Annotated in this window: 20 protein-coding genes; 16 read left to right on the top strand and 4 right to left on the bottom strand. The window is 73.2% G+C overall.

Going from position 1 to position 26,209, the window contains the following annotated elements:
• Window positions 1-43: 43 nt before the first annotated feature.
• Both ACWDX6_RS05675 and ACWDX6_RS05670 read right to left on the bottom strand, forming a co-directional pair.
• Window positions 44-1,519: a glycoside hydrolase family 43 protein gene (locus ACWDX6_RS05675; RefSeq protein WP_451483662.1), complete on the bottom strand. Its 1,476-nt coding sequence runs from the start codon at window positions 1,517-1,519 to the stop codon at window positions 44-46.
• 746 nt (window positions 1,520-2,265) lie between these two features.
• Window positions 2,266-3,669, bottom strand: coding sequence for an ABC-F family ATP-binding cassette domain-containing protein (locus tag ACWDX6_RS05670; RefSeq protein WP_451483661.1), 1,404 nt, complete (start codon window positions 3,667-3,669; stop codon window positions 2,266-2,268).
• A 524-nt stretch (window positions 3,670-4,193) separates the two neighbouring features.
• Here ACWDX6_RS05670 and ACWDX6_RS05665 point away from each other — a divergent pair.
• The 3 genes from ACWDX6_RS05665 (at window position 4,194) to ACWDX6_RS05655 (ending at window position 7,968) form a co-directional block, all read left to right on the top strand.
• Window positions 4,194-4,877: a helix-turn-helix transcriptional regulator gene (locus ACWDX6_RS05665; RefSeq protein WP_451483660.1), complete on the top strand. Its 684-nt coding sequence runs from the start codon at window positions 4,194-4,196 to the stop codon at window positions 4,875-4,877.
• Between the two features lie 203 nt (window positions 4,878-5,080).
• Window positions 5,081-5,824 carry a DUF4255 domain-containing protein gene (locus ACWDX6_RS05660; protein WP_451483659.1) on the top strand — a complete coding sequence of 248 codons (744 nt, stop codon included), beginning with the start codon at window positions 5,081-5,083 and terminating at the stop codon, window positions 5,822-5,824.
• Window positions 5,821-7,968 (top strand): ATP-binding protein, encoded by a 2,148-nt coding sequence (locus ACWDX6_RS05655; RefSeq protein WP_451483658.1) that lies wholly within the window; start codon window positions 5,821-5,823, stop codon window positions 7,966-7,968. The genes ACWDX6_RS05660 and ACWDX6_RS05655 overlap by 4 nt, the downstream gene beginning before the upstream one ends.
• Window positions 7,969-8,068: 100 nt before the next feature.
• On the opposite strand, the gene ACWDX6_RS05650 is transcribed toward ACWDX6_RS05655, so the two are convergent.
• Window positions 8,069-9,445, bottom strand: coding sequence for a ricin-type beta-trefoil lectin domain protein (locus ACWDX6_RS05650; RefSeq protein ID WP_451483657.1), 1,377 nt, complete (start codon window positions 9,443-9,445; stop codon window positions 8,069-8,071).
• A gap of 184 nt (window positions 9,446-9,629) precedes the next feature.
• Window positions 9,630-11,021, bottom strand: a complete 1,392-nt coding sequence (locus ACWDX6_RS05645) for an eCIS core domain-containing protein (protein WP_451483656.1) — start codon at window positions 11,019-11,021, stop codon at window positions 9,630-9,632.
• Between the two features lie 245 nt (window positions 11,022-11,266).
• Here ACWDX6_RS05645 and ACWDX6_RS05640 point away from each other — a divergent pair, with 245 nt between their 5' ends.
• The 13 genes from ACWDX6_RS05640 (at window position 11,267) to ACWDX6_RS05580 (ending at window position 25,853) form a co-directional block, all read left to right on the top strand.
• Window positions 11,267-12,862 (top strand): phage tail sheath subtilisin-like domain-containing protein, encoded by a 1,596-nt coding sequence (locus ACWDX6_RS05640; protein WP_451483655.1) that lies wholly within the window; start codon window positions 11,267-11,269, stop codon window positions 12,860-12,862.
• A gap of 119 nt (window positions 12,863-12,981) precedes the next feature.
• Window positions 12,982-13,425, top strand: a complete 444-nt coding sequence (locus ACWDX6_RS05635) for a phage tail protein (protein ID WP_403295033.1) — start codon at window positions 12,982-12,984, stop codon at window positions 13,423-13,425.
• Window positions 13,425-13,967: a hypothetical protein gene (locus ACWDX6_RS05630; RefSeq protein WP_451483654.1), complete on the top strand. Its 543-nt coding sequence runs from the start codon at window positions 13,425-13,427 to the stop codon at window positions 13,965-13,967. The genes ACWDX6_RS05635 and ACWDX6_RS05630 overlap by 1 nt, the downstream gene beginning before the upstream one ends.
• Window positions 13,964-14,122: a DUF6760 family protein gene (locus tag ACWDX6_RS05625; protein WP_403295030.1), complete on the top strand. Its 159-nt coding sequence runs from the start codon at window positions 13,964-13,966 to the stop codon at window positions 14,120-14,122. Before ACWDX6_RS05630 ends, ACWDX6_RS05625 begins: the two co-directional genes overlap by 4 nt.
• Window positions 14,123-16,984: 2,862 nt before the next feature.
• Window positions 16,985-17,344, top strand: coding sequence for a hypothetical protein (locus tag ACWDX6_RS05620; RefSeq protein ID WP_451483653.1), 360 nt, complete (start codon window positions 16,985-16,987; stop codon window positions 17,342-17,344).
• 65 nt (window positions 17,345-17,409) lie between these two features.
• Window positions 17,410-17,835 (top strand): phage tail protein, encoded by a 426-nt coding sequence (locus ACWDX6_RS05615; protein ID WP_451483652.1) that lies wholly within the window; start codon window positions 17,410-17,412, stop codon window positions 17,833-17,835.
• A 13-nt stretch (window positions 17,836-17,848) separates the two neighbouring features.
• Window positions 17,849-18,589 carry a CIS tube protein gene (locus tag ACWDX6_RS05610; protein WP_451483651.1) on the top strand — a complete coding sequence of 247 codons (741 nt, stop codon included), beginning with the start codon at window positions 17,849-17,851 and terminating at the stop codon, window positions 18,587-18,589.
• Window positions 18,589-20,493: a VgrG-related protein gene (locus ACWDX6_RS05605; RefSeq protein ID WP_451483650.1), complete on the top strand. Its 1,905-nt coding sequence runs from the start codon at window positions 18,589-18,591 to the stop codon at window positions 20,491-20,493. Before ACWDX6_RS05610 ends, ACWDX6_RS05605 begins: the two co-directional genes overlap by 1 nt.
• A gap of 82 nt (window positions 20,494-20,575) precedes the next feature.
• The gene (locus ACWDX6_RS05600) at window positions 20,576-21,016 is read left to right on the top strand and encodes a GPW/gp25 family protein (protein ID WP_315879314.1); all 441 of its coding nucleotides are present in this window, start codon (window positions 20,576-20,578) and stop codon (window positions 21,014-21,016) included.
• On the top strand, window positions 21,016-22,974 hold the full coding sequence (locus tag ACWDX6_RS05595) for a putative baseplate assembly protein (RefSeq protein WP_451483649.1): 1,959 nt from the start codon (window positions 21,016-21,018) through the stop codon (window positions 22,972-22,974). The genes ACWDX6_RS05600 and ACWDX6_RS05595 overlap by 1 nt, the downstream gene beginning before the upstream one ends.
• Window positions 22,971-23,528 (top strand): phage tail protein, encoded by a 558-nt coding sequence (locus ACWDX6_RS05590; protein ID WP_451483648.1) that lies wholly within the window; start codon window positions 22,971-22,973, stop codon window positions 23,526-23,528. The genes ACWDX6_RS05595 and ACWDX6_RS05590 overlap by 4 nt, the downstream gene beginning before the upstream one ends.
• Window positions 23,525-24,739: an NADase-type glycan-binding domain-containing protein gene (locus tag ACWDX6_RS05585; RefSeq protein ID WP_451483647.1), complete on the top strand. Its 1,215-nt coding sequence runs from the start codon at window positions 23,525-23,527 to the stop codon at window positions 24,737-24,739. Before ACWDX6_RS05590 ends, ACWDX6_RS05585 begins: the two co-directional genes overlap by 4 nt.
• Window positions 24,740-24,971: 232 nt before the next feature.
• Entirely contained in the window at window positions 24,972-25,853 is an 882-nt protein-coding gene (locus tag ACWDX6_RS05580) for a helix-turn-helix domain-containing protein (protein WP_451483646.1), read from the top strand.
• Window positions 25,854-26,209 lie beyond the last annotated feature (356 nt).

Genomic DNA, 26,209 nt, shown 5'->3' with positions numbered 1-26,209 from the left:
ACGTGCGTACAGGCGGAAGTCCAGGGGTTTCCCAGACGCCGGGTCAGGCCGTCGCCTCGTACGCGAACCAGTCGGCGTGCACGGTGCCCCGGGCCGCGTACAGGCCGATGACGCGGCCCGTGAATCCGCCGGCCACCTCGGTCGACAGATAGCGGCCGTCGAGCGTGGCGAGTACGGCGAAGGTCCCGTCCGGCTGTTCCACGCCGAGGGTGACGACGTCGGGTCCGGTGCGCGCGTCGTGCGGCTCGGGCGGCGGCGTGATCCGTACGGACAGAACGGTCGGCCCCGCAGGCACCGGCAGCGTGGCGACGACGGCGCGGACCGAACCGACCCGGGAGATGGCCCGTACCTGGGTGCCGTCCGCCTCGATGCTGTAGTGGTGCCGTTCGTCGAGGCGTACGGCGAGACCGCCGACGCCCCGCGTCGCGTCGACCGACGCGGAGGCCCGGCAGGTGACGTGCTGTTGGCGGCGGCCGACGAAGACGGCGTCCGGCTCGTCGAGGGACGTACCGCGGGCCCGCAGAGTCAGCCGGCCCGGGCGGTCCTCGGTCGTGCAGTGCTCGGGGGACCGGTCGCGTACGGAGATCCAGGACGGGTGGAGCTCGGGGAGGTCGAAGTCGTCGCGGAACGGCGCGTCGGCGGCGATGCCGGTGCCGGCGGGGGAGACGATCTCGCCGACCACCGGCCAGCCGTCGTCGGTCCAGGTGACCGGTGCGAGGAACGTCTCGCGGCCCCTCACGTGCCAGCCGGGGGTGCCGCCGTGCGGCCGGACGCCGAGGAACACCATCCACCACGAACCGTCCGCGGCCTGCACCAGATCCCCGTGACCGGTGTTCTGCACGGGGTGGTCCGTGCCGCGGTGGGTGAGGAGAGGGTTGTGCGGGCAGGGCTCGAAGGGGCCGTTCGGGCCGGGCCCGCGGGCGATGGAGACGCCGTGGCCGCGCTCGGTGCCGCCCTCCGCGATGAGCAGGTACCAGTACGCGCCGATGCGGTAGAGGTGCGGTGCCTCGGGGGCCTTGGCGCCCGGCGCCCCGGACCACAGCCTGCGCTCCGCACCGAGCGTGCGCCCTGTGTACGGGTCGATCGCGACCTGTCCCACTCCCGCGAACGTGCACCAGCAGGTGCCGTCCTCGTCCCAGGCCAGGTCCGGGTCGATGCCGGGGACGCCGGGCAGCCGCACGGGATCGGACCAGGGGCCGGCCGGGTCGGTCGTGGTGACCAGCAGATTGCCGCCGCCCTCGGAGCAGTTGGTGACGATCAGCCAGAAGCGGCCGTCGTGGTGGCGCAGCGTCGGTGCGTAGATCCCCCCGGAGGACGGCATGCCGACGGGCAGACGCAGCTGTTCCGGCCGGTCGAGGACGTTGCCGATCTGGGTCCAGTGCAGCAGGTCACGGCTGTGGAAGAGCGGGATGCCGGGGAAGTACTCGAAACTGGAGCAGGCAAGGTAGTAGTCGTCGCCCACGCGGCAGACGCTGGGATCGGGGTGGAAACCCGGGACGACGGGCTGATCGGACACCATGGGGCCCTTCATCGATGGTTCGGGGTGCGGACGGGGCTGCGGGCCAGCCCTTGACGGCGCCGGTGAGGACACCCGTGCGGACGTGCTTCCGGAGGAACGGGCAGCGATCAGCAGCGGCACCAGCGTCAGGAGGACGACGGCCGTCTGCGGCGAGTGGGCAGCACTGCGGACCACATATCCGCCACTCGCCCGCGCCGTCCAAGCGCGCCGCGTCCATCAGCTCGTTGGAGTTGCCACCGGTGTTCCGCGCGCCCCCGCCCCCGCAGTCGGCAGCAGCGGCCCCGCCGCGGCGACCGCGGCGGCCGACGCTGCCGCGCCGACGAACCTCCTGCGGTTGAACTCGTGAGTCATGGGGGTGGCCCTTTCGCCTCGGACGGCACTCGGGATCGCACACACATCGCGCTCGGTGGCGCCCTAGCTATCGAAGCGCTTCACTTAGAGCAGAAGTTAACGAGGTGTTTCGTTCGAAACAAGGGGTTCAGCACAGAGAGACTTTTCTTGGGCGGGGGGCGTGGACACTCCGTGATGAGGGGTGTCAGCGTCGATGTGTCCACCCAAAGCTCTTGCATCCATCGCTTATTGGGGTTGCCGCCCGTGAGCCTTGTTCTCCCGCTCGCTGCCGACCGGGCCCCCTCCGCGATCCCGCCCTACCGCTGTCGAAGCGCTTCGAAAACCTGGTCGGCGGCGCCGTCGCCCGGCCGGGGTGCGGAGCGAACCACGCTGTCCGGCCGGGCGAGGGCGAGGGGTCAGGCGAGGGCGGCCAGGTCCCGGTAGTCCTCGCTCCACAGGTCCTCGTCCGCGTCCGGCAGCAGCAGGACCCGGTCGGGGCGCAGGGCGTCGATGGCGTCCTCGTCGTGGGTGACCATCACGATCGCTCCCGGGTAGGAGCCGACGGCGGCCAGGACCTCGTCGCGGGAGGCGGGGTCCAGGTTGTTGGTCGGCTCGTCCAGCAGCAGCACGTTCGCGCCGGAGTGGACCAGCCCGGCCAGAGCCAGGCGGGTCTTCTCCCCGCCGGAGAGCACGTCGGCCCGCTTGTCGGCGTCGTCCCCGGAGAAGAGGAACGCGCCCAGCACGCGACGGACCTCACCGTCGCTCAGGTGCGGGGCCGCTGCGGCCAGGTTCTGGCGGACCGTGCGCTCAGGGGCCAGGGTGTCGTGCTCCTGGGCGAAGTAGCCCAGGAGCAGCCCGTGTCCGTGCACCACGCGGCCGGAGTCCGGCCGCTCCTGGCCGGCGAGGAGGCGCAGCAAGGTGGTCTTGCCGGCGCCGTTGAGGCCGAGGACGACCAGGCGGCTGCCCCGGTCCACGGCCAGGTCCACGCCCTCGGCCTGTGCGTGCAGGGCCGCGGCCTTGCGTTCCGCGCCGGCCCGCTCGCGGGCACGGCGGCGCTCATCGGCTGCCCGCTGGGCGAGGTAGCCGCTCCAGCCGGTGTTGTGCGGGTCGATCGAGGCGCGGGTGGCGTCCAGGTGGAACACCCGGTTGACCACGTCGGCCAGCAGTGCGGTGTCGTGGCTGATGACCACCAGGCCGCCGGTGTGGCCCTGGAGGAAGGTGCGCAGCCAGGCGACCGAGTCGGCGTCCAGGTGATTGGTCGGCTCGTCCAGCAGCAAGGTGTGGTCCGGTCCGGCGAACAGGATGCGGGCCAGTTCGACGCGGCGCCGCTGCCCGCCGGAGAGCGCGCCCACCGGCTCACCCAGCACCCGTTCGGGCAGTCCCAGACCGGCGGCCACCCGGGCCGCCTCGGCCGCGGCGGCGTAGCCACCACCGATCTGGAAGGCGGCCTCGGCGCGGGCGTAGGCGTTCATCGCCCGCTCCAGCGCGGCGGGCCCGTCGGCGCCGGCCATCGCGGCCTCCGCCGTACGCAGCCGGTGCAGCGCCCGGTCCAGGCCGCGGGCGGACAGGATCCGGTCGGTGACCGTGACAGCGGGGTCGGCGGCGCGGGAGTCCTGTGCCAGGAACCCGACGCCACCGGTGCGGGTGATGGTGCCGACGGCGGGCCTGACCTTCCCGGCCAGGGCGGTCATGAGGGTGGTCTTGCCGGCGCCGTTGCGGCCGACCAGGCCGATGCGGTCGCCGGGGGAGACGGTGAAGGAAATGTCGGAGAGCAGCAGGCGGGCGCCCGCGCGCAACTCCACACCGCGAACGGTAATCATGGGATGACGCTCCGAGAAAACAAGAGGACACACTTCTGGCGTGGAAGCGGGTCCTGCTGCTAGGAGACTCGGGGCGTAGACACGCGTCCACGGTAAGCGACGCCCCCTGAGCGGCGCATCCGCTTTCCCTCTGGGCCGGGTCGTCGGCCGTGTCCGGTTCGTCGACGGGGATCGACATTCGGTCGACCCGGGCTGGGAGCGCTCTCAGGGTGGGGGGTGGCTCCCGCGGCGTGGGGGTCGTCTCCGTGGTCCGGTGCGGGAAGGGCGTGCGAACCCCTCTGAGCAGCGGAAACGCTTCGGGGGAGGACCCGGCGTACACACCCTGCGCCTCTGGTGCCCGGCCGTCCGTCGGGCCGAAGGTCCGTCACCTTTCGGACACTTCGCCGCCGCCACGACGCGGAGGCGGCGTATTCGCGCGTCTGGGGGCCTCGGTCCGACCCTACGATTGTGCAGACCATTGATGGGCACACGTATCCGATTTGTGCCTGCGATTGGCGGCCCCGCCTCGGCGCGGCATTGCCGATATGGGGGGAATTCGAGTGCGTAGTTCATTACGGACCGTGGAGGACGGCGGGGCGGCCCCGGGGCGGCGGATACCGGTCGTCGTCCACACCGCGGATCCCATCTCCCGGGCGGGCGCGGTCAGTCAGCTGCGCCAGCACCCGGCGGTCGAGCTCCGGGAGGGAACGGAGGTCAGGCCGGGGACCGTGGCGGTCCTGATCGGAGAGACACCGGACGAGCCCCTGCTCGCCCAGCTGCGCAGACTGGTCCGCAGCGAAGGCGCCCGCGCCGTCCTGGTCGTGAGCGCGGTCCGCGAGGCCGAACTCCTCGACGTCATCGAGTGCGGGGTCGGCGCCGTCGTGTGGCGCCATGAAGCGACCGCGCACCGGCTGCTACAGGCCGTGCTCGCCGCCGCCCGCGGTGACGGCGACCTCCCCGCCGACCTCCTCGGCCGTCTCATGAGCCAGGTCGGTACGCTCCAGCGCTCCGCGGCGGGCCACCCCGGCACTCCCGCCTCGGGCCTCGTGGCACGTGAGGTCGATGTCCTGCGGCTGGTCGCGGAAGGCCTGGACACCGGCGAGATCGCGGGCAAGCTCTCCTACTCCGAGCGCACCGTCAAGAACGTCATGCACGGGCTGACCACCCGTCTGCATCTTCGCAACCGCGCCCACGCCGTGGCCTACGCCTTGCGGGAGGGCTACATCTGACCGCGCGGGCAGACCCGCTGGCGGACCCGCTGGCGGACCCGGGGGCAGACCGCGCGGGCAGACCCAGGGGCAGCCGCAGGGGTCCGCGCGGCCCCGTGACGCCGCCCCTTCGCCTTCCCCGGAGCGCCTGCGGTGGCGGGTGCGGAGCGGTGAAGAATCTCAGCACGGGGACTGTACGTACACGCAAGGCGGGAGCGCGTTCTGTGATCCATGAGGTGGACGACGTCCTCAAGAGGATGCTCACCGGCGGCGCCCTCGCCGGTTCCGGCATCGACGTCTCCCTGGAGGCCCCGACCCGTGACTGGGCCGCCCGGCGCAACGCCCCCGCCGTCAACGCCTACTTGTACGACATCCGCGAGGACGTCGCCCGCCGCCAGCGCGGCACGGTGCCGGTCACGGACGAACGCGGAGCGGTCCTCAAACGGCGCCAGCCGCCCCGCTGGTTCCGGCTGTCGTACCTCGTCACCGCCTGGACGAAGCAGCCCCAGGACGAGCACCGCCTCCTGTCGGCCGTGCTGGCGACCCTGCTGCCCCGCGAGATCCTGCCTCCCGAGGAACTGCCCGGCTCGCTCGGCGCGTTGGGACTGTCCGTACCCCTCACCGTCGCCGGGATCCAGAGCGAGGCCCGGTCGACGGCCGAGATATGGTCCGCGCTCGGCGGCGAACTCAAGCCGTCCCTGGACGTGGTGGTGACCGCCCCCTTCCCGGCCTTCCCCGAGTACGACGCCGGGCCGCCGGTCACCGAGGGCGCGGCGGTGCGGGTACGCGGGATCGACGGCACCCTGGAAGGATCGCCGGAGCGGCGGCACCGACCGCCGACGTCCGGTGTCGGCACCCCTGGTGCCGACACCGGTCTTCCGGACTCCGGCCGCCCGGACGCACGTCCTCCGGACGACGGCGGTCTTCCGGACTCCGGGCGTGCGAGCGGGGAGAGGCGGCGGCGATGACGACGTACGCCTCCACCCACCCCGCCGGATCGGCGCCGGACGACCCCGCCCCCGACCCGGAGCCGGACCCGACCGCCGCGCTCCTGGCCCGCCTGGCCCGGCTGCGCGAGCGGGTCGCCCGGCTGGTCGAACTCCGCGGCGCCGACGATCCCACGGCCGCGGACCCGCTGCGCGGCCTGTACCTGTCCGAGGAGGCCGTACGTCATGTACTGGCCTCCGCCGTGCGACGACACGGCCCGGGGGAGGACGCCCACGACGCCTCCGCCGACGCCTCCGCCGACGCCTCCGCCTCGGACCGGCTGGCCGGGCTCACCGCACGGCTCGGACTGGCGGAGCCGGAGACGGAGCTGCTGCTCATCGCCCTCGCGCCCGATCTCGACCGGGACTTCGAGCCGCTGTACGCCTACCTCAACGACGACGTCAGCAGGCGCCGGGCCACCACCGGGCTCGCCCTCGACCTCTGCGGCCTCCCCGCACACCTGCCCCGGGCGCGGGCCCTTCTCCACCCGGCGGCGCCGCTGTCCGCCCTCGGACTGGTCGAGGTCGAGGAGCCCGAACGGCCCTTCCTGAGCCGGTCCCTGCGCGTCCCCGACCGGGTCGTCGCCCATCTCCTCGGCGACGACACCCCGGACGCCGCGCTCGCCGGCCGCGTACGCCCGCTCGCTGCACCCCTCGGCCCGTACGACGAGGAGTTCACCCGCAGCCTCGCCCACCGGCTGGCCGCCGGTCCGCTCACCGTCCATCTGCGCGAACACCGGGAGGGCGACGGGCTCACCTGGGCCGCGGCGGCGCTGGCGGCGGCCGGTCTCGACGCCCTGCATTACACGCCGACCGCCCTCACCGCCCCGGGCCCAACCCCCGCCCCCGGCCCAACCCCCGTCCCCGGCCCAACCCCCGTCCCCGGCCCGACCCCCGTCCCCGGCTCCGACACGGAGCCCTTTGCCGCGCTGCTGCGCGAGGCCCGGCTGCGGGGCCTCGCGCTCGTCGTGTCGCCGCTGCCGGACGAGGCCGGGCCGCTGTTCAGAGCGCTGGCCACGGACGACGTACCGGTGCTGTTCACCGGCACCGGCCCGTACGACCCCGAGTGGTGCGACCGCGACCCGCTGGTCCTCGACGCGCCGAGGCTCCCGGCGGGCGCCGCGGAGGTGTGGGCGGCGGCGCTCGGCGACGCGGCGAGGGCTGCCGGGTTCGATCTGGCGGCCACGGTCGCGCCGTACCGCCTCGGTGCGGACCGGGTCACCCGGGCCGCAAGCGCCGCCCTGGACCTCGCCGCGTTCGACGGCACACCGCTGACCGCCACCCATGTCCGGCTGGCCGCCCGTCGGCAGTCCGCGTCCGGGCTCGAGCGGCACGCCCGCCGTATCCGGCCGGACGTCGGCTGGGAGGACCTCGTCCTGCCCGAGCGGCCCCGCGCCCAGCTGCGGGAACTCGCCCTGCGCGCCCGCCACCGCGACCGGGTCCTCGGAGACTGGCGGCTCAGCGCCGGAGGCGGCCGGGGGCGCGGCGTGGTGGGGCTCTTCGCCGGCGAGTCCGGCACCGGCAAGACGCTCTCCGCCGAGGTCGTCGCCGCCGAACTCGGCCTCGACCTCTACGTGGTCCAGCTGTCGTCCATCGTGGACAAGTACGTGGGCGAGACCGAGAAGAACCTGGAACGGATCTTCACGGAGGCCGACCGGACCGACGCCGTACTCCTCTTCGACGAGGCCGACTCCGTCTTCGGCAAGCGCTCCGAGGTCAAGGACGCGCACGACCGCTACGCCAACATGGAGAGCGCCTACCTCCTCCAGCGGCTGGAGTCCTTCGACGGCATCGCCGTGCTCACCACCAATCTGCGGGCCAACATCGACGAGGCGTTCACCCGGCGCCTGGACCTTGTGATCGACTTCCCGTTCCCCGACGCGGAGCAGCGGCTGGCCCTGTGGCGGCACGCCCTCGCCCGCGTGCCCTGTGCGGACGGCACCGACGCCGGGGTGTGCGCGCGCGACTTCGAGCTGGCCGGGGGGTCGATCCGCAGCGCCGTCGTCACCGCGGCGTACGCCGCGGCGGGCCGTGGCGAACCGGTCACCGCGGCCGACCTGCTGGAGGGCGCCCGCCGCGAGTACCGCAAGGCGGGGCGCCTGGTGCCGGGCGAGGGCGGCTGGTAGCCGGCCCGGCGTCCGGCCCTCACTCGGTGCCCCGGCCCTCACCCGGCGCCCGGCCCTCACTCGGCCCGGCCCCACCCGGCCCGGAGGGGCGTGTCCCGGTCTACTCCACGCGCCACTTCTGGTTCGGCGTCCCGGCGCACGTCCACAGCAGGAGCCTCGTTCCGTTGGCTGTGCCGTGGTCGTCGGCGTCCACGCACTTGTTCGCCTGCGGGTTCACGAGGTCGCCGGCGCCGCTCAGCACGAACTGCTGGGCCGGGTTGCCGCTGCACCGGGCGAGCTGGATGGCCGCCCCGTCGTCGCGGGAACCGTGCGCGACGTCCATGCACAGGCCGAGCGCCCGGACCGTACCGTCGCCCTGGAAGTCCCACTTCTGGTTGGCGCCGCCCATACAGTCCCAGAGGTGGAGCTTGGTGCCGTCGCGGCCGATGCCGTCCTGCGCGTTCGGCACGTCGACGCAGCGGTTCGAACCCTGACCGATGATCAGGGAACCGACCGCGGCCGGCTGCTCCGGGGGCGGGGGTGCGCCGCCCGAACCGCCATCGGTGCCTCCACCCGATGCCGAGCCCGATGTGTCCGGTTCCCCGCCCGCGTCCTGGCTCGGCGGCGGGGCATCCTCCTCGGCAGGCTCCGGCGGGGCGGGTTCCTCCGCCGCCGGAGAGCTCGCGGCCGGGGCCGACGGGGTGGGGCTCGGCAGCAGGGAGGCGCCGGCCTCCACCGGCTTCTCCAGCGCGGCGCTGCGTACCTCGGGCTTGTAGGCGATCCAGAGCATCACGAAGGTGATGGCGAGTGCCAGGAGGATGCCGAGGAAGGTGGCGAGCCAGCCGGGGAGGAACCCGCGTTGGACATAGGTTCCTTCGACGTCCAGGGGCGTCACTCCGGACCGCTGCACGGCCAGCGTGTACGGCCGCTGCTGTTTCGAGCCGAACCAGATGATCTCGCGGGGCTTGAGCGTCGTGTTCACGAACGCGGCGCGGCCGGGCTCGATCTGCACGTGGGAGGGGTGGATCTCGTACGAGAGGTCGTCGCCGTTGTCGCTGCCGCTGACGGACGCGGTCAGCTTCGTGTTGCCGAGGTTGTCGATGGCCAGCTTCGGCCGCCCCCGCAGCCGCCCCTTCACGGTCGGCGGCACCAACTCCGCGCGTACCTCCGTGAACGGCGTGACCGTCAGGTTGCCCTCCGGGACGGTCGTGGCCTCCGGGTGCTCGGTCGGCGTGACGCGTACGGCATACGGATGCGGTCCGGCCGCCGCGTCGGGCGTGCGCGGCGGCGAGAACGTCAGTTCCACCGTGCCCGTGGTGCCGGGGTAGAGGCGCAGGGTCCGCGGCTCCACCGCCGTCCAGAGGGCGACGTCGCCGACGGGCTCGAAGCGGTACTCGTCGACGATGTCCCCGGTGTTGCGCAACCGCAGTCGTACGGTCGTCGTGCCACCGGGGTCCACCGTGGCCGACGCGGGTTCCAGAGAAGTCCAAAGGCTCACGTTCGGACGCTAGCCGCGAGGCCGACGCCGGGGCAGAGCCGCAGGGGTACGGTCGCTGCCCGCAGGGGCAGCGCGCGATGCCCCGCCTCGGCGCACGTGCCCACTACGGGGAAGCGTGCAAGCGGCGGGAGTGGCGGGAACGGCTGGACGGTGCCGGCTGGACGGGGCCGGTGGCTGCCGGGGGCTACGGGGCGAACAGCTTGTTGAAGTACATCCTGGCGACCCGCGTCTTGATCTTCTCGCGCATCGGTGCCTTCGCCATCCCCTTGCCCTCGATCGCGTCGTACTTCTCGTCCTTGAGCTCCTCGACGATCGCGTCCAGCAGCCGCTTCTGCGCACCCTCGGGGTCGACGCCCTGCCGGCCGAGGTAGTCGTTGAGCGCCTTCCACGGGTTGCCCAGGTTGATCCCCTGCGCCGAGGCCGCCTCCCTGATCGAGGAGGCCGTGGTGTTGTCGTCGGTCATGTAGGCGGTGCGCATCTCGCCCGTGAGACGGTTCTCGTTCACCAGCACGTTGTGGTACTCGACCAGCGCCCGCCGGCCACCGGACATGTCGACGTCGAACCCCCTTTCGTGCTGCTGGAGATGGCCCATCTCGTGCCGGATGGTCTGCGCGACGGTGAAGCCGGAGGACGGATTGCTGTTCGCGGCGATGATGCCGTGTGCGGGGAAGTACCCGCCGCCGCCGGCGCCCGCGACCACCTCGGAGGCGGACTGCGCCGGATCGCCGCCGTTCAGGGCGTGGATGCTGAGCTGACCCTCCTCGGGGGTCAGGCCGACGCAGTGGCCCGGCGGGTAGTCGGCGAACGGGGTGTCCGCCCGGATGCCGTCCGGCACCTCCACGATCTTCACGGTCCCGGTGATGCCGAGCACCTCCCGGGCGCTGTCGATCACTTCCATGTCCAGGGCGCGCTGCACGGGAGCGGGCCCGCCCGCTTCCGCCGCCCTTCCGCCGCCCCCTCCGCCCTCGGCGGTGGCACGGGCGCGCTGCACGGGCGGCGCCCCGCTCATCACCCGCCGGGCCGTGTCCTCCGCCTGCCGCTCCGCCCAGTCGGACGGGTCGGAGACCTTCAGGCCCGAGCCGTTGTCGGTGCCGGGGACGGAGCCCTGGCTCTGCTGGCGGTAGTGGTCCAGCTCGTGGGCGAGGGTGTGCTTGTCCTGGCCGTCCCAGACCACGTGGGAGCCCGAGGTGTACGCCTTGGCGCCGATCTCCGTCGCGGACCGCTGGGCGACCGCGTCGGTGTGGACACGTACGCCGCTGAAGTCGTCGCCGCCGAACCGGGCCTCCATCTCGCTCCTCAGCGGCCCGTCCAGCGGTCGGCCGGGGGAGCGCAGCACCTCGTGCACGGCCGAGCGCTGGACCGCTGGGTCCCGCGCCGCGGAGTCCTGTGCCGCGGACCCGTGCCCGCAGCGCGCGTCGTGCTCGTGGCGCTCCTCGGCGACGGCCCGTGCGACGGCCGCGTTGCCCGCCGCCCGCTGGAGCGCCAGGAGCTGGAGCGCGGGTGTGGTCAACGGCGCCTTCGGGCGGGTCCCGCCCCGGTCACCGGCCTGGTCGGCCCGCTGTTCGTGTGCGCGCACGGTGCTCTCCTCGCTGGTTGGCATCCCAGCGTTACCCGTTCACGGCGGCCCGCGGGAGAGCCTTGAGGGCAGTCCCGGGGGCAGGCTCACGGGTGGTGCGGTCCGAGCGTAGGCGCCCAGGTGCGGTGAAGTGCCCCTGCGGGCAACGGCGGTGCCCCCGAGCAGGTACCGCAGGACGTTTCCGGTGGCACGCCGCGCGCGCGAGGGTGGAAGCCGTCCTGTCGCGTACCCGAGGAGAGCAGAGCATGCCGTCCTACCTGTCGCCCGGCGTGTACGTCGAGGAGGTGGCCAGTGGCTCGCGCCCCATCGAAGGGGTGGGCACCTCGGTAGCGGCCTTCGTGGGGCTCGCGCCCACCGGTCCGCTGAACGCACCGACCCTGGTGACCAACTGGACCCAGTACGTCGCGGCCTTCGGTGACTTCACCGACGGGTACTACCTCGCGCACAGCGTCTACGGCTTCTTCAACAACGGCGGCACGGCCGCCTACGTCGTACGCGTCGGCGGCGCACCCGGGGGAGCGTCCGACGGCGGCCCGGCCGCCGCGAACGGCGCCCAGGTGACCGGCTCCGCCGCGCCGGCCGCACTGCCGCCGGGGGAGCCCCGGCAGCTCGGCACCTTCACCGTCAGCGCTGTCGCACCCGGCTCGCTGAGCGTCGAGGTCGCCGACCCGGAGGGCGACGGTCCGGCCGAACGGTTCAAGCTGATCGTGAAGGACGGCGACACGGTCGCCGAGACCTTCGACGTGACGGCGAAGAAGGGCGGGCGCAGCTACGTCGTCACGCAGGTCAAGGAGCGCTCCCGGCTCATCGCCGTGCAGGAGGCGGCGCCCGCCGCGCAGCTCGCACGGCCCGACAACCAGACCGTGGCGCTGGCGGCCCCGGCCCCCGCCCCGGCCGCCCCCGCCGCCCCCTCCGGCGCGGCCGCCGCGCACCCGGGTCCCGCCGAGTACCTCGGCGACTCGTCCGACCGCACCGGTTTCGGCGGCCTGGAGGCGGTCGACGAGGTGTCGATGGTCGCCGTGCCCGACCTGATGGCCGCCTACCAGCGTGGCGCGATCGACCTGGAGGCTGTGAAGGCGGTCCAGCTGGGACTGATCGCGCACTGCGAACTGATGGGCGACCGGGTCGCCGTCATCGACCCGCCGCCCGGCCTGAACGCCCGCGAGATCCGGGTCTGGCGCCAGGAGACAGCTGGTTACGACTCCAAGTACGCCGCCCTCTACTACCCCTGGATCAAGGCCTTCGACCCGGCCACCGGCCAGACCCGGACGATCCCGCCGAGCGGCCACATCGCGGGCGTCTGGGCGCGCAACGACGCCGAGCGGGGCGTGCACAAGGCCCCCGCGAACGAGGTCGTCCGCGGCGCGGTTGACCTGGAGATCCAGATCACCCGCGGCGAGCAGGACCTGCTCAACCCCATCGGGATCAACTGCATCCGGGCCTTCCCGGGCCGCGGCATCCGCGTCTGGGGTGCGCGCACCCTCTCCTCCGACCCGGCCTGGCGCTATCTGAACGTGCGGCGGTACTTCAACTACCTGGAGGAGTCGATCCTGATCGGCACCCAGTGGGTGGTGTTCGAGCCGAACGACCACGCGCTGTGGGCCCGGATCCGCCGCAACGTCTCGGCCTTCCTGGTCAACGAGTGGCGCAACGGCGCCCTCTTCGGCGCCCGGCCGGAGGAGGCGTACTACGTCAAGTGCGACGAGGAGTCCAACCCGCCGGAGTCGGTCGACCTCGGGCGGGTCATCTGCGAGATCGGTATCGCGCCGGTCAAGCCCGCCGAGTTCGTGATCTTCCGACTGGCCCAGTTCTCCAGCGGCAGCGGCGAGCTGGAGGAGTAGTCCTCCTCCCCTCCACCCCGCCGTACGAGTCGAGCCCAAGATCGGCGGCCCAAGATCGGTCGGCCCCAGATCGGCCGGCCCCAGATCGGCCATGAGCCCTTGAGAAGGACAGAGAACAGATGAGTCTCCAGCCGGGTGACGCCCTCACCTCACATAATTTCGGCCTTCAGATCGACGGCGTGATGGTCGAGTACCTCGCCGAGGTCAGCGGCCTCAGCCTCGAACAGGACGTCATCGAGTACCAGCAGGTCTCCGCGCAGGGCAAGCCGGTCACGAAGAAGTTGCCCGGTGTGAAGAAGGCCGGCACGTGCACCGTCGTGCGCGGTATGACGCAGTCGGCGGCCTTCAACCAGTGGATCACCGAGTCGGTGAACGGCGCGATGGCCACGGCGCGGAAGAACGCCACCATCATGGTGATGGACTATCAGAACAACCCGGTCAAGCGGTACAACATGCGCAACGCCTGGTGCAGCAAGATCGACACCAGCACCGTGAAGGCCGGAGAGGCCTCCGCGCTGACCGAGACCGTGACCATCACGTTCGAAGAACTGGTCATCGAGTAATGCGGCGTACTGCTCCCAGGGCGGGTGCGGGCGCGGGCGCGGGTGTGAGTCCGGGTGCGGGTGCTGATGCGGGCGTGGGTCCGGGCGCGGCGCTCGCGGACGGCCGGCCCGGGACCGGGACGGAGCCAGAGCGGCAGAACGCTGCCCCGGCTCCCGCCCCGGCGGCCGAGCGGCTGCTCACGGAGTTCGCGTTCGAGCTGCCACGCGGCTACGTCGACGAGTCCGGCACCGTGCACCGCCACGGGGTCATGCGCCTCGCCACCGCCCGGGACGAGCTGGTGCCGCTGCGCGACATGCGCGTGCAGGAGAACCCGGCCTACCTGTCGGTGGTCCTGCTCGGCCGGGTGATCACGCGGCTCGGCACGCTGCCGCTGGTGCACGACGGGGTGGTGGAGAACATGTTCGCCTCCGACCTGGCGTTCCTGCAGGACTTCTACCGCCAGATCAACGCCGAGGGCCACACCAGGGCGGGTGTCACCTGCCCCCACTGCGAGCAGCCGTTCGAGGTCGAACTCGGCGGGAGCCGCCTGGGGGAATCGTGACGTACGCGACCGACCGTCTCCACGAGGAGATCGCGTACATCGCCTACCACTTCCACTGGAGCCAGGAGGAGATCCTGAACCTCGAACACCGCGACCGCCGCCGGTACGCCGAACAGATCGCGGGTCTCGTCACGCGCGCCTCGGCGAAGGGGTAGGGCGTGGGACTGATCAGCAGGATCAGGGACGGTGGCCGGCGGCGACGGGCGGCGGCGGAGGAAGCGAAGGAAGCTGAGGTCTCGCCGCAGTTCGGTGCGGGTATGGGTACGGGTGCCGGTGCGGACACCCGTGCCGGTGCCCGATCGGGTGTGGCCAGGACCGCCGGCTGGTCCGTGCTGCCGCCGATCCAGCGTGTGACCGGCGGCGCGTCGGCGGGGCCGGTCGCCGACGCCGGGTTCGGCGCCCGGCTCACGACCTGGCAGAGCCCGGCCTTCACCGGCCCGCTGTCGCACGCCGTGCTCGACGGGGCGCCGGGCGGGCTCGTCCACGGCGTACTCACGGCGGCGTCTCGGCCCGCTTCCGGACTCGAACTGCCGTCGCTCTCCCTGCCGGTGGCGGCACAGGAGGACGCGGACGGCACACCGTCCGTGCGGCCCTGGTCCCCGCCGGGCGTCACGGTCACCCCGCTCTCCCGCGCGGTCACGCGCCCGGCAGCCCCCGCCGTACAGCGCCGCACGCTGCCGGCCGCGTCGGGCGGGGGCCCGGTGGAGCGGACCGACTCCGGCGTCGGCTCCGGTGTCGGCTCCGGCGTGGGGTCGGGTGCTCCGGTACGGGACGGGGCGAACTCCGCGTCGGTGCGTGGAGCGGTGACGGGCCGGGGTGCCTCGGTGGCTGGGACGGGTCCGGGTGCGCCGACGGCTGTGACGGATCGGGATGCTTTGGCGTCTGGGGCGGGTCCGGGTGCCCCGGCGCCTGTGGCGAGTCCGGGCGGCCCGGTGGCTGCGACGGGTCCGGGTTCCCCGACGGCTGTGGCGGGTCCGGGTTCCCCGGCACCCGACGATGCGAGGCCCGCGTCGGCGACAGCACCGGCGAGCCGCGCGTCTCGCCCTCAGAGGGGCTCCGACGCCGGACCGGCGGCGGGAGCGGCACGTCGACGGCCTCTGCTCGGCGCGCCCCTGCCCGCCGCGCCGGCGGACGCGACGCCGCTCGCGGGCGGCCCACTGGCGGCACCGCAGGCCCAGGCCGAACCGATGCCGGCTGTCCAGCGCGCCTCCGTGGGTTCGGGCTCCGCACCTTCCCCTACGCGGCAGGTTTCCCCTCCCTCACGAGCCCTCGCCCCCGCCCGAGCGCTCACCCCCGCGCTGCCGCCCACGCCCCAGGCCCCCGCGCGACCCCCGCACTCGGCCCCGACGGCCGTACCACTGCGCCGAATCCCCCCGGCACAGGCCCGACCCGCGACGTCCGCCGCGGCTGAGTCCCCTCGCCCACCGCGTGGATCGGGGACGGCGGTGGGTCCGGTCTCGCAGTCGCCCCGTCCGGGTGCGGCCGTGCCGTCCGTGCCGGGGGCGGCGGTGGGTCCGGTGTCCCAGTCACCTCGGCCGGGTGCGGCCGTGCCGTCCGTGCCGGGGGCGGCGGTGGGTCCGGTCTCGCAGTCGCCTCGGCCGGGTGCGGCCGTGCCGTCCGTGGAACGTCGACCGGCCACATCGGGATTGCCGGTGAACTCCGGGCCGTCTCGGCCAGTTGCCGCCGTACCGTCCCTGGCGCGCGCGGTACCGGGTGCGGAGCCCCCGTCGCCTCGGCCGGGGGTGGCCGTACCGTCCGTTCAGCGCCGACCCGCAGGTGCGGGCGCGGGCGTGAGCCCCGTGTCCGAGCCGCTTCCCCCACGGCGACACGCGCCCTCCGCGCAGAGCCTCCCCGCTGTGGCGCCCGCCCCGCCCCCCGCAGGGCCGGGCGCCGGCGTGAACACATCCGAGGCGCCCGCCCTCTCGCGCCCTGGGTTCACCTCTCCCGCGCCGCCGCTCGACGCCGCGCCTGCCACACCTCCGACTGCTGGAGGCGACGGCCCCTCGGGCGCCGGTGCCGAGGCCGTACAGCGGCGTTCCGCCGGGCATCCCCGGCCGCGGCTCGGTCTCGGCGCCCCTGTGGCGCGGCGGCTCGTCGGCGATGAGTCGACGTCAACCGGCCCGAGTGCCGGGAGCGTCGGGAACGTTCCTCCGCCGCGTCGTAGGGCGACTGGTGACGCCGCCCCGGCCGCACCCGGGCGTCGTGCGTCGGACGCGCAGCGTGTCTCCGGCGTGGTGACGCACGCGGCCGACCCCGTGCCGCCGATCCAGCCCGGCCGCCCGGCCGCGCCCGGCCACGGCGACGTACTCGCACCGGCGGTGCAGCGTGCCGTGGTCAGCCCGCACGAGGCGCCGGGCCAGGCACTCGCCACCGCAGGGGACAACCCGGCCCCGCCCGCCGCAGCGCCCGCACAGGCTCCGGCACCCGGGCAATCCGCCGCCGCGCGCCCGGCTTTGGACTCCGGACCCGCCCCGGTGGTGCAGCGTGCCGCGACAGTGCCGCCCGTTCCCGCCGCCACCCCGGAGAGGGGACTGTTCCTGCCCCTCCACGAGCCGTCCGCCCAGGCGAGCACGGGCGTCGCCCCCACGCCCCCGCCGAGGCCGGGGCTCGCGCCCCCGCTGTCGTCCGGCCGCCCGGAGACGGGTGGGCCCGGGCCCGTACCGGCGGTGCGCCTCGCGCCCCCGCTCGCGTCCGGCCGACCGGTGCCGTTCGCCCCGGCCACGGCGGGCGGGAGTGTCATGGAGCCGGTTTCGGTGCAGCGCGCCTCGGCTGCCGTGCCCGGTCAGGCGAGCACGGGCGCCGCCGCATCTCCGCCGATGGCCGGGCTCGCGCCCCCGCTGCCGTCCGGCCGTCCGGCGCCGGGTAAGCCCGTGCCCGTACACGTTCCAGGGCCCACGCCCAGACCGGCGGTGCGCCTGACGCCCCCGGCCTTCGCCCCCGCACCCATACCCGGCCCCGTTCAGGCTCCATTCCCCACCCCGACCCCCGCGGCCCAGCGCGCCCCGAAAGCCGGGCCCGTGCGCGTCCACGCCCCCGACCACCCCCTGCCGCACGCCCCTCAACTCCCCATCCCGGCCCCCGCGCCCCCGTCCTTCCCGCCGACCGCCGCCGCACCTCCCTCCGTCCAGCGCACCCCCCACACGGAGCCCCCGCCTCCGTACTCCCCTCCCTCGCCGTCCACCCCCACCACCCCCATCCCCACCACCGGTGAACCCCCGCCCGCGTACACCCCCGTCGACTTCGACGCCCGCGCCCTCACCGGTGCTCAGGTCGACGAGCTGACCCATCGGCTCATCGGGCCGCTGACCCGGCTGCTGCGGACCGAGCTCCGGCTCGACCGGGAGCGGATCGGCAGGCTCCGCGACCCCCGCAACTGAGTCCCCCGACCCAGCCCCCGACCCAGCACCGACCCCCCAGCCACCGTCCCTGAAAGGCGCACCCGATGCCCAGCGATCTCGACCCGGGATCCACCATCTTCTTCACCCTCACCATCGACGGCGAAAGCCTCGGGTTCTTCAACGGGTGCGAGGGGCTCGCCTCCTCCGTGGAGATCGAGCAGCACCAAGAGGGCGGCAACAACGGGTTCGTCTGGCAGCTTCCGTCCCGGGTGACCTTCTCCACCATCCGGCTGACCCGGCCCCTCACCCCGGACACCGCCAAGGTCGCGGCCTGGATCTCCTCCGTCACCACCGGGGTCACCCGGCCGACCGCCCAGATAGCCGCCCTGCGCGCGGACGGGTCCGAGGTGGCCCGCTGGGGGCTCATCGACGTGCTGCCCGTCAACTGGCAGGGGCCGTCCCTGGACCCCGCCAACCCCGGTGTCGCCACCGAGGTCCTGGAGATCACGCACCACGGATTCACGGACTGAGGGGACGCGGCACATGGCAGGCAGGGCAGGCAAGGGCGGCAAGGGCGGCGCGGGCAAGAGTCTCGTACGGGCCACGCTGGCCATCCACGAGCCGCCGATCGGGCACAGCACCACACCCGGCGGGCTCATCAAGAACTTCAGCTTCGACTTCAACCCCTCCCAGCTCGCGCTGAGCCGTCGCGCACGGTGGAAGACGACCCCCACCGCCGCCGTGCGCGACGGCGCCCTGCCCGAGTTCATGGGGCCGGAGCCACGGGAGATGACGGTGGAGATCTTCCTCGACTCCTCGGACGACCCGAGCGGAAACTCGGTCCTCAAGAAGGTCGAGTCCCTCTTCTCCTGCTGCGAGGTGACCTCGAAGAGCATCGCCGCCAAGCAGCCGTCCACGCCCTGGGTGGTCTTCCAGTGGGGTGCGTTCTCCACCGCCCGCTTCACCGCGTACGTCTCCTCCGTGGACGCCACCTACTCCCTCTTCGGGACGACCGGCGTGCCGATCCGGGCCACCTGCCAGGTCAACCTGCACGAGATCCCCGGCAAGACCAAGGGACAGAACCCGACGTCGGGCGCGCTCACCGCCCAGCGGGTGCACCGCGTCGTGGCGGGCGACTCGCTGGAGTCGCTGGCCTGGCGGGAGTACGGCGACGCGACCGCCTGGCGGGCGATCGCCGAGGCCAACGGCATCGACGACCCGTCGCGGCTGCGGACCGGTGCGGAACTGGTGCTCCCCGCGGCCGAAGAGGTCGGTGGTCCCTGATGGTGCAGGCCTCCTTCTCCAACGTCATCCACCTCACCCTTGACGGTGCCCGGCTTCCCGACGAGTTCGCCAACGACCTCGTCGGTGCCTGGGTCGACCTCGGGGCCGGGGTGCCCGCCGCCTTCCGGCTCACCTTCCGGGACCCGCACGGGCTGCTCCTGGGCAGACTCAAGGTCCAGTTCGGTACGAAAGTGGTCCTGGCCCCCGTCTCCGCCGGGCAGGGCGCCGCCTCCCCGCTGCTGACCGGCGAGGTCACCGGCATGGAGACCGACTACGACGGCACGGGCACCTTCACCGTCGTCCGCGGCTACGACCCCGGGCACCGGCTGATGCGGCAGCGCCGGGTCGCCGCGTACCGCAACCAGACCGCCTCCGACATCGCCCGCAAGCTGGCCGGCCTGAGCGGCATTCCGGTCGGCAAGGTGCAGGCCACGAAGACGGTCTACGAGTTCATCAGCCAGGCCAACGTGACGGACTGGGACTTCCTGGCCCGGCTCGCCGACGAGAACGAGAGGGTGATGTCGCTCGACGGCAAGGGCATGTTCCAGTTCGTCCGGCCCGACCCGGCGTCCGGCGCGCCGCCGGCGAGCACCGACGGCGAGAAGAGCCCCTTCGTGCTGCACGCGGGGCAGGACGTGCTGCGCTGCCGGGCCGCGGTCACCGCCGCCGACCAGGTCGGCAAGGTCGAGTCCCGAGGCTGGGACGTCACGACGAAACGGAAGCTCACCGCCCTCGCGCCCGCCACGGCCAACGCGGCCGTCACCATCGGCACCACTCCCAAGCAGGCGGGGGCACGCTTCAAGGCGGCCACACTGGTCGAGACCGACACCCCCTACGACCGCCAATCGGAGGTCCGCTTCGCCGCCCAGGCGCTCGCCGACGACATCACCTCCTCCTTCGCGGAACTGGAGGTCACGGTGCGGGGCAACCCCAAGCTGCGCCCCGGTGTGCCGGTCACGCTCAGGGATGTGGGGGCCCCGTTCGAGGGCAAGTACACCGTCACCTCGGCACGGCACGTCTTCGGTGACGACAGCGAGTACGTGACGTGGGTGACCGTCAGCGGCCGGCAGTGGCGCTCCCTCTTCGGCCTCACCTCCGGCGGCGCGGCGGCCACCGCGCCCCGGCTGCCGAGCGTGGCGAACGCCCTGGTCACCGACGTACAGGACCCTCTCAAGCAGGGCCGGGTGAAGCTCCAGTTCCCGTGGCTGGACGACACGTACGTCAGCGACTGGACGCGCACCGTCCAGCTGGGCGGCAAGGGAGGCGGCGGGCTCTTCCCGCTGGACGTCGGCGACGAGGTGCTCGTCGCCTTCGACCGTGGCGCCCTGGATCATCCGTTCGTCGTCGGCGGCCTCTACAACGGCCGCGACCAGCCGACCGTCGTCAAGGACGTGCCGCTGCACGACGGGCTGAAGAAGCAGGCGATCCGGCACACCCTGTCCGACCGGCAGGGCAACCGTGTCGACCTGCTGAGCCAGCAGACGGGCGCTCGTAAGCAAGGCGTACGGATCGCGACCGGCAATGACCGGCTCACCATCCACCTCGACCGCACCAGGACCGAGATCACCGTCGACAGCAAGGGGTCCGTCAGCATCACCGGCTCCCGCTCGGTGTCGATCGAGGCCGGTACCGACCTCACCCTGAGCGCCCGCCGGGCCCTGACCATCAAGAGCGGCGGACCCCTCACCATCGAGGGCCGCGGCCTGGTCAACCTCAAGTCGCTCGGCGGCGCGGTCAACGTGGACGCGATGGGCGCGCTCAGCCTCAAGGCGGTCGGCGCCGCGACGGTCAGCGCGGGCGGGACCGTCCAGGTCAACTCCGTCGCCAACGTGGGCATCCGGGCCGCGACCCTGCTGCTTCAGGGCGTGGTTCTGGTCAACAACAAGCCGTATCCGCTGCCGTGACGGCCCGGAAGTCGTCCGGGAAGACACCCGGAGGGCCACCCCGCGAACCCCGAAAGCCACCCGGAAGGAGAGTGGTCCGCTGATGGCCGAGCAGTTCGTCGGATCCGGCTGGGCGTTCCCGCTGCGGATCGGCCCCACCGGAGCCATCGCCCTCGTCAGCGGGGAGCGGGAGATCGAGGAGGCGATCCGGCTCGTGCTGGCCACCGCGCCGGGCGAGCGGCCCATGCGCCCCGAATTCGGCTGCGCCATCCACGACCTGGTCTTCGCCCCGGTCAACGAGGCCACCGCGGGCCGTATCCAGCACGAGGTGTACGCGAGCCTCGACCGCTGGGAGCCCCGGATCGAGGTGAACGACGTCGAGGTGACGGCCGGCGCCGAGCAGGGCGTCCTCTACATCGACGTGCGCTACTCGATCCGCGGCACCAACAACCCGCGCAGCCTCGTCTTCCCCTTCTACGTCATCCCCTCCCACGGTGAGCCCGGCCCGGGCGATCCGGGCACCCTTCCGGAAAGCGACCACTGATGGCCCTGCCCTCCCCGAACCTCGACGACCGCCGGTTCCAGCAGTTCGTCGACGACGCCAAGCGCTACATCCAGCAGCGCGCCCCCGAGTGGACCGACCACAACGTGTCCGACCCCGGCGTCACCCTCGTGGAAACCCTCGCCCACATGGCCGACCAGATCGTCTACCGGCTCAACCGCGTACCCGAGAAGAACCACCTCGCCTTCCTGGATCTCGTCGGCATCTCGCTCTTCCCGCCCTCGGCCGCCCGCGCCGATGTCACCTTCTGGCTCTCCGCCCCCCAGGAGGAGACGGTCGTCCTGCCGGCCGGCACCGAGACCGCCACACTGCGCACCGAGAGCGAGGAGGCCGTCGTCTTCGCCACGGAGCGGCAACTCGACATCGCCTGCTGTGAGTTGACTCATGTGGTGGTGCAGAACAGCGGTGCCGCCGTCGAGGAGCGGACCACGGACCTGACCGAGGGCAAGGACATCCGGTGCTTCGCCGAGGCCCCGCGGGCCGGTGACTGCCTGCTGCTCGGACTCAGCGCCGCGGTGCCGCACTGCGCGGTGGCGCTGGAACTCGACAGCCGGGTCGACGGCGTCGGCGTCGACCCGCGGCAGCCGCCGCTGGTGTGGGAGGCGTGGACCGAGGACGGCTGGGCGGAGTGCGAGGTCGACCGGGACGGCACCGGCGGCCTCAACCGGCCGGGCGAGGTCGTGCTCCACGTCCCCGGCGGTCACGCGCTCTCCCGTACCGGCGGCCGCCAGGCCGGCTGGCTGCGCTGCCGGGTCACCGAACCACTGCCCGGCCAGCCGTTCTACACCACGTCACCGACCGTACGCTCCGCCGAGACCTTCACCGTCGGGGGCACCACCCGCGCCGTACACGCCGAGACGGTCCACGACGAGGCGCTCGGCGAGTCCACCGGCCTGCCGGGCCAGCGGCTGCGCCTCGCCCACGCGCCCGTCGTCGGCGACGACCCGCCGCTGCGCCTCCAGACCGCCGAGCACGACGGCTGGGCCGACTGGACGGTCGTGCCGCACTTCGCCGCCTCCGGACCGGAGGACCGCCACATCACCCTGGACGCCGCCACCGGGGAGATCGCCTTCGGACCCGCCGTACGGGAACCCGACGGCACCCTGCGGCAGTTCGGCGCGGCGCCCCCCAAGGGCGCCGTCGTCCGGGCACGCCGCTACCGCACCGGCGGAGGGCGGGCCGGGAACGTCGCCCGCGGCGCCGTGCGCGTGCTGCGCAGCTCCGTCCCGTACGTGTCCGAGGTCGTCAACCGGGAGGCGGCGCGCGGCGGGGTCGACGGCGAGACGGTCGATGAGGCCAAGGTCCGCGCCCCCATCACCCTGCGGGCGCAGGAACGCGCCGTGACACTGCGCGACTACGAGGAACTGGCCCGCCGGGCCGCTCCGGAGACGGCCCGCATCACCTGCCTGGAGGGTGACGAGGGCGAGTACGGCGCCTATGCCGTACGGGTCCTGGTGGTGCCGCAGGCCGTGCCGGACCCGGGCGGGCGGCTGCGCTTCGAGCAACTCGTGCCCGGCAAGGACCTGTTGAACCGGATCACCCGGCATCTCGACGAACGACGCCTCATCGGGACCCGGCTGGCCGTCGGCCCGCCCTTCTACCAGGGCGTCACGGTCGTCGCCACCGTGCACGCCTTCCGCGGGGTCGACACGGACCGCGTACGCCGCCAGGTCCACGACGCGCTCTACCGCCACCTCGACCCGCTCACCGGGGGCGCCGACGGCAAGGGGTGGCCCTTCGGCCGCCCGGTCCAGTCCGGCGAGGTCTTCGCCGTGCTCCAGCGGGTCCCCGGGGTCGAACTCGTCGACGAGGTCCGGCTCCATGCCGCCGACCCGCTGACCGGGAAGCGCGGCGAGGCGACGGACCGTATCGACCTCGAAGCGCCGTCGCTGGTCTTCTCCTTCGACCACCGGGTCCGCGTGATCGGGGACGGCGCGTGAGAGGCTCCGTCGACGGACTGGCGTCCTCCGCGCCGATCGGCGCGATGCTGCCCGCCGTCTTCGCCGACGACGACCTGGCCCAGCGCTTCGTCGCCGGACTCGACGAGGTCATCGCGCCGATCCTCGGCGTCCTCGACTGCCTGGACGCCTACTTCACCCCGGCCCTCGCCCCGGTCGACTTCACCCAGTGGCTGGGTGGCTGGGTCGGCGCCGAGACCGACGGTACGGAGCCGGAGGCGCGGCTGCGCGCGGCCGTCGCCGCCGCCGCGTACCTGCACCGCGTACGAGGCACCCGCCGCGGCCTTTCCGAGGCGATCCGGCTCGCCTTCGGGGTGGAACCCGAGATCAGCGAGAGCGGGGCCGCCGACTGGCACGCCCGCCCCCTCGGCCCCGTCCCCGGCGAACGCCGCCCACGGCTCCACGTCACCCTGCGGCTGCCCGATCCGACCCCGGCGGACGAGCACCGGCTCGACGCCCTGGTGGCGGCCGCCCGCCCCGCCCACATGCCCTACACGGTCCAGGTGACCGTCTCCGAAAGGAACCCCGAGAGATGACCAGGCGAACCACCGGGGCCGCGAACTGCGCCGAGTGCGGGACCCGGGCGGAACCCGGCCAGTCCTTCTGCGACTCCTGCGGCGCGGTGCTGGGCTGGACGTCCGAAGAGCCGGAACGGCCCGCCCCCGCCGGTGTGGAACAGGAATCGCAGGGCCCGGAACCGCGGGACCCGGAACGAACGGAAGCACCGCGGGCGTCCACCGCGCCCCGGCCCGCGGAGGCGTCGACCGGCGAGCGGACCGCCCCCGTACCGGCCCAGGCGGACGACACCGCCCCCACCCGGCCGCTTCCCGAGACCGCGCCCGACGACACCGTCGCCCGGGCCAGGTCCCTGCTCGTACCGGTCGCCGAGCCCGGACCCCGGCCCGCCGCGGGGCCGTCCGTCGAACCCGTACTGCCGGGCCGCCCGGTCGCGAACCGCCCGCAGGTACGGGCCCCCGGCCAGGAGGGGGGCATCGAGAGCGGCGTGCCCTGCCCCTGGTGCGCCACCCCCAACCGGCCCGACCGGCACTTCTGCGGCCGCTGCGCCATGCCGATGTCTCCTGCCACCGAGGCGCCGGGCCGGTCCCACCGGCCGTGGTGGCGGCGGCTGTTCGGCCCCGGCACGGGAGAGGCGCCCTGGGCCGGTGACCGGCCACGGCTGCGGCGCGGCTTCGGGCGCGTGATGAACGTGGTGGTGGGCGTGCTGGTGCTGGCCCTGCTGATCACCGCAGGAGTGAACACGGAACGGACCGTGCACGCGGTCCGGGACCACTTCGCCAAGCGTGCCCCGGTCGGACCGGACGGCTTCAAGGCCTCGCGGTCCTTCCCCGGCCACGCGCCGCAGCTCGCCTTCGACAAGCTGAACAACACCTGGTGGGGGCCGGGAGTGACCCAGTCCGGAGACGGCGAATGGATCGAAGCCCGCTTCGACCGCCCCACGCGCCTCCTGGACCTCGTGATCACCCCGGGTGTCTCCATCCGCCCCGACCAGCTCTCGGGCTCGGCCCTGCCGCACCGCGTCGACGCCGTGGTCACCACCGCCGACGGCAGGACCGTCACCCGTGTCCTCACCCTCGACCAAGGCGCCGGTGGCCAGCGCCGCGCGTTCCGGGTGGGCGAGGTCACGGCCGTACGGTTCGTCCTGCGCTCGGCCCATGGAGCCGCCGCCGACAAACAGGTCGCCATCGCCGAGGTCGAGTTCTTCGGCCCGTCGAACAACCGGTCGTAGGCGCGGACACCAACCTTTCCCGTCGTCCGGCCCGCCACGGCGTGACACGAGCCGACCGCGACCGCTCGCCGCGTGCGCCCTGGTCCGCGAAGACATCGCCGCACGGCAAATTACGTCGTCACAATCCGTTTTCCCGACGCGCCACAACGTCGGCACGGCGAGTGATCATCAGCGGCTGCCCGTGCCAATCTGCACACGAACGTAGTGGCTTGGAGCAGGAGGTACACCGCCCGTGGCGGCGAACAACAACCCCACCGTCACGGGACGACGACTGGGGGCGGAGCTGCGCCGGCTCCGCAAGGACAGCGGCCTGACCGGCACACAGGTGGCGGCGCGACTGCTGATCTCCCAGGCCAAGGTCAGCCACATGGAGACCGGCCGCCGTGCCGTCAGCCCCCGCGACGTCCGCGACCTGTGCAAGCTCTACGGTGTCACCGACCAGCAGGTCGTCGACTCCTTGACGGAACTGGCCAGGGAGTCGAGCCGGCAGGGCTGGTGGCACGCCTACGGCGCCATCCCCCACAGCGTCTACGTCGACTTGGAGGCGGACGCCGCCTCCATCCATACCTACGACCCCATGGTGATCCCCGGCCTGCTGCAGACTCCCGCCTACGCGGCCGCGGTCATCGAGGAAACGATCCCCCTGGTCACGATCGACCAGGCCGCCGCGCGGCTGAAGGTGCGGCTGCGCCGTCAGCACCGGATCTACGACCCCGCCCGCAGTCTCCGCCTGTGGGCCGTCCTGGACGAATCAGCCCTGCGGCGCGTCGTCGGAAGCCGGGAGATCATGCGCGAGCAGCTGGAACACCTGCACGCGTTGAGCACCGAGCCACACATCACCGTGCAGGTCCTCCCGCTCGCGGCCGGCGCCCATCCGGGACTGACAGGACAGTTCTCCCTCCTGCGGCTCCCCGACCGCCTCGAAGCAGTGGTGTACCTGGAGAGGTTCACCAGCGGCCACTGCCTGGAGAAGCCGTCCGACGTACGGCAGTACAGCGTCGCGCACGCCCACCTGCAGGCCCAGGCCCTCGCCCCGGACCACAGCCGGCGCCTCATCGCCGAGGTCATCAAGGCCTACTCGTCATGCGCGCCGGGGCGATGCACCGGGGCGTGACCCACCCTCGGAACGGCGCTCCCCGGTGGGCGTGATGGGGTTCCGGTCCTGCGGTCCCTCGGCGGCGAGCCGTTCATCGCCCCCACTTCCCGGACGCGTCCGCGGTCGCCGACGGAGCGGGCGCCACGCCCATCTTGCCGCACTTCCTGATTTCACCCGCCCGGTCGTACAGCCGCATTCACATCGGGGGCTGGATTACGGGACAGGTGTGCGGTCCTGTTTCGTGTGAGCTAATCGGAATCCGCTGTCCGGGGATTTTCCGGAGATCCGCGACATAAGGCTGCATATTTTCATTGCGCTCGACGCCGATGAATCCGTTTATATTAATCCCCCCTTGCCGGCCCCCATGAACATTG

It is taken from the genome of Streptomyces sp. NPDC003027, from assembly GCF_053591435.1.
This window is presented reverse-complemented; position numbering and strand designations above follow the sequence as displayed.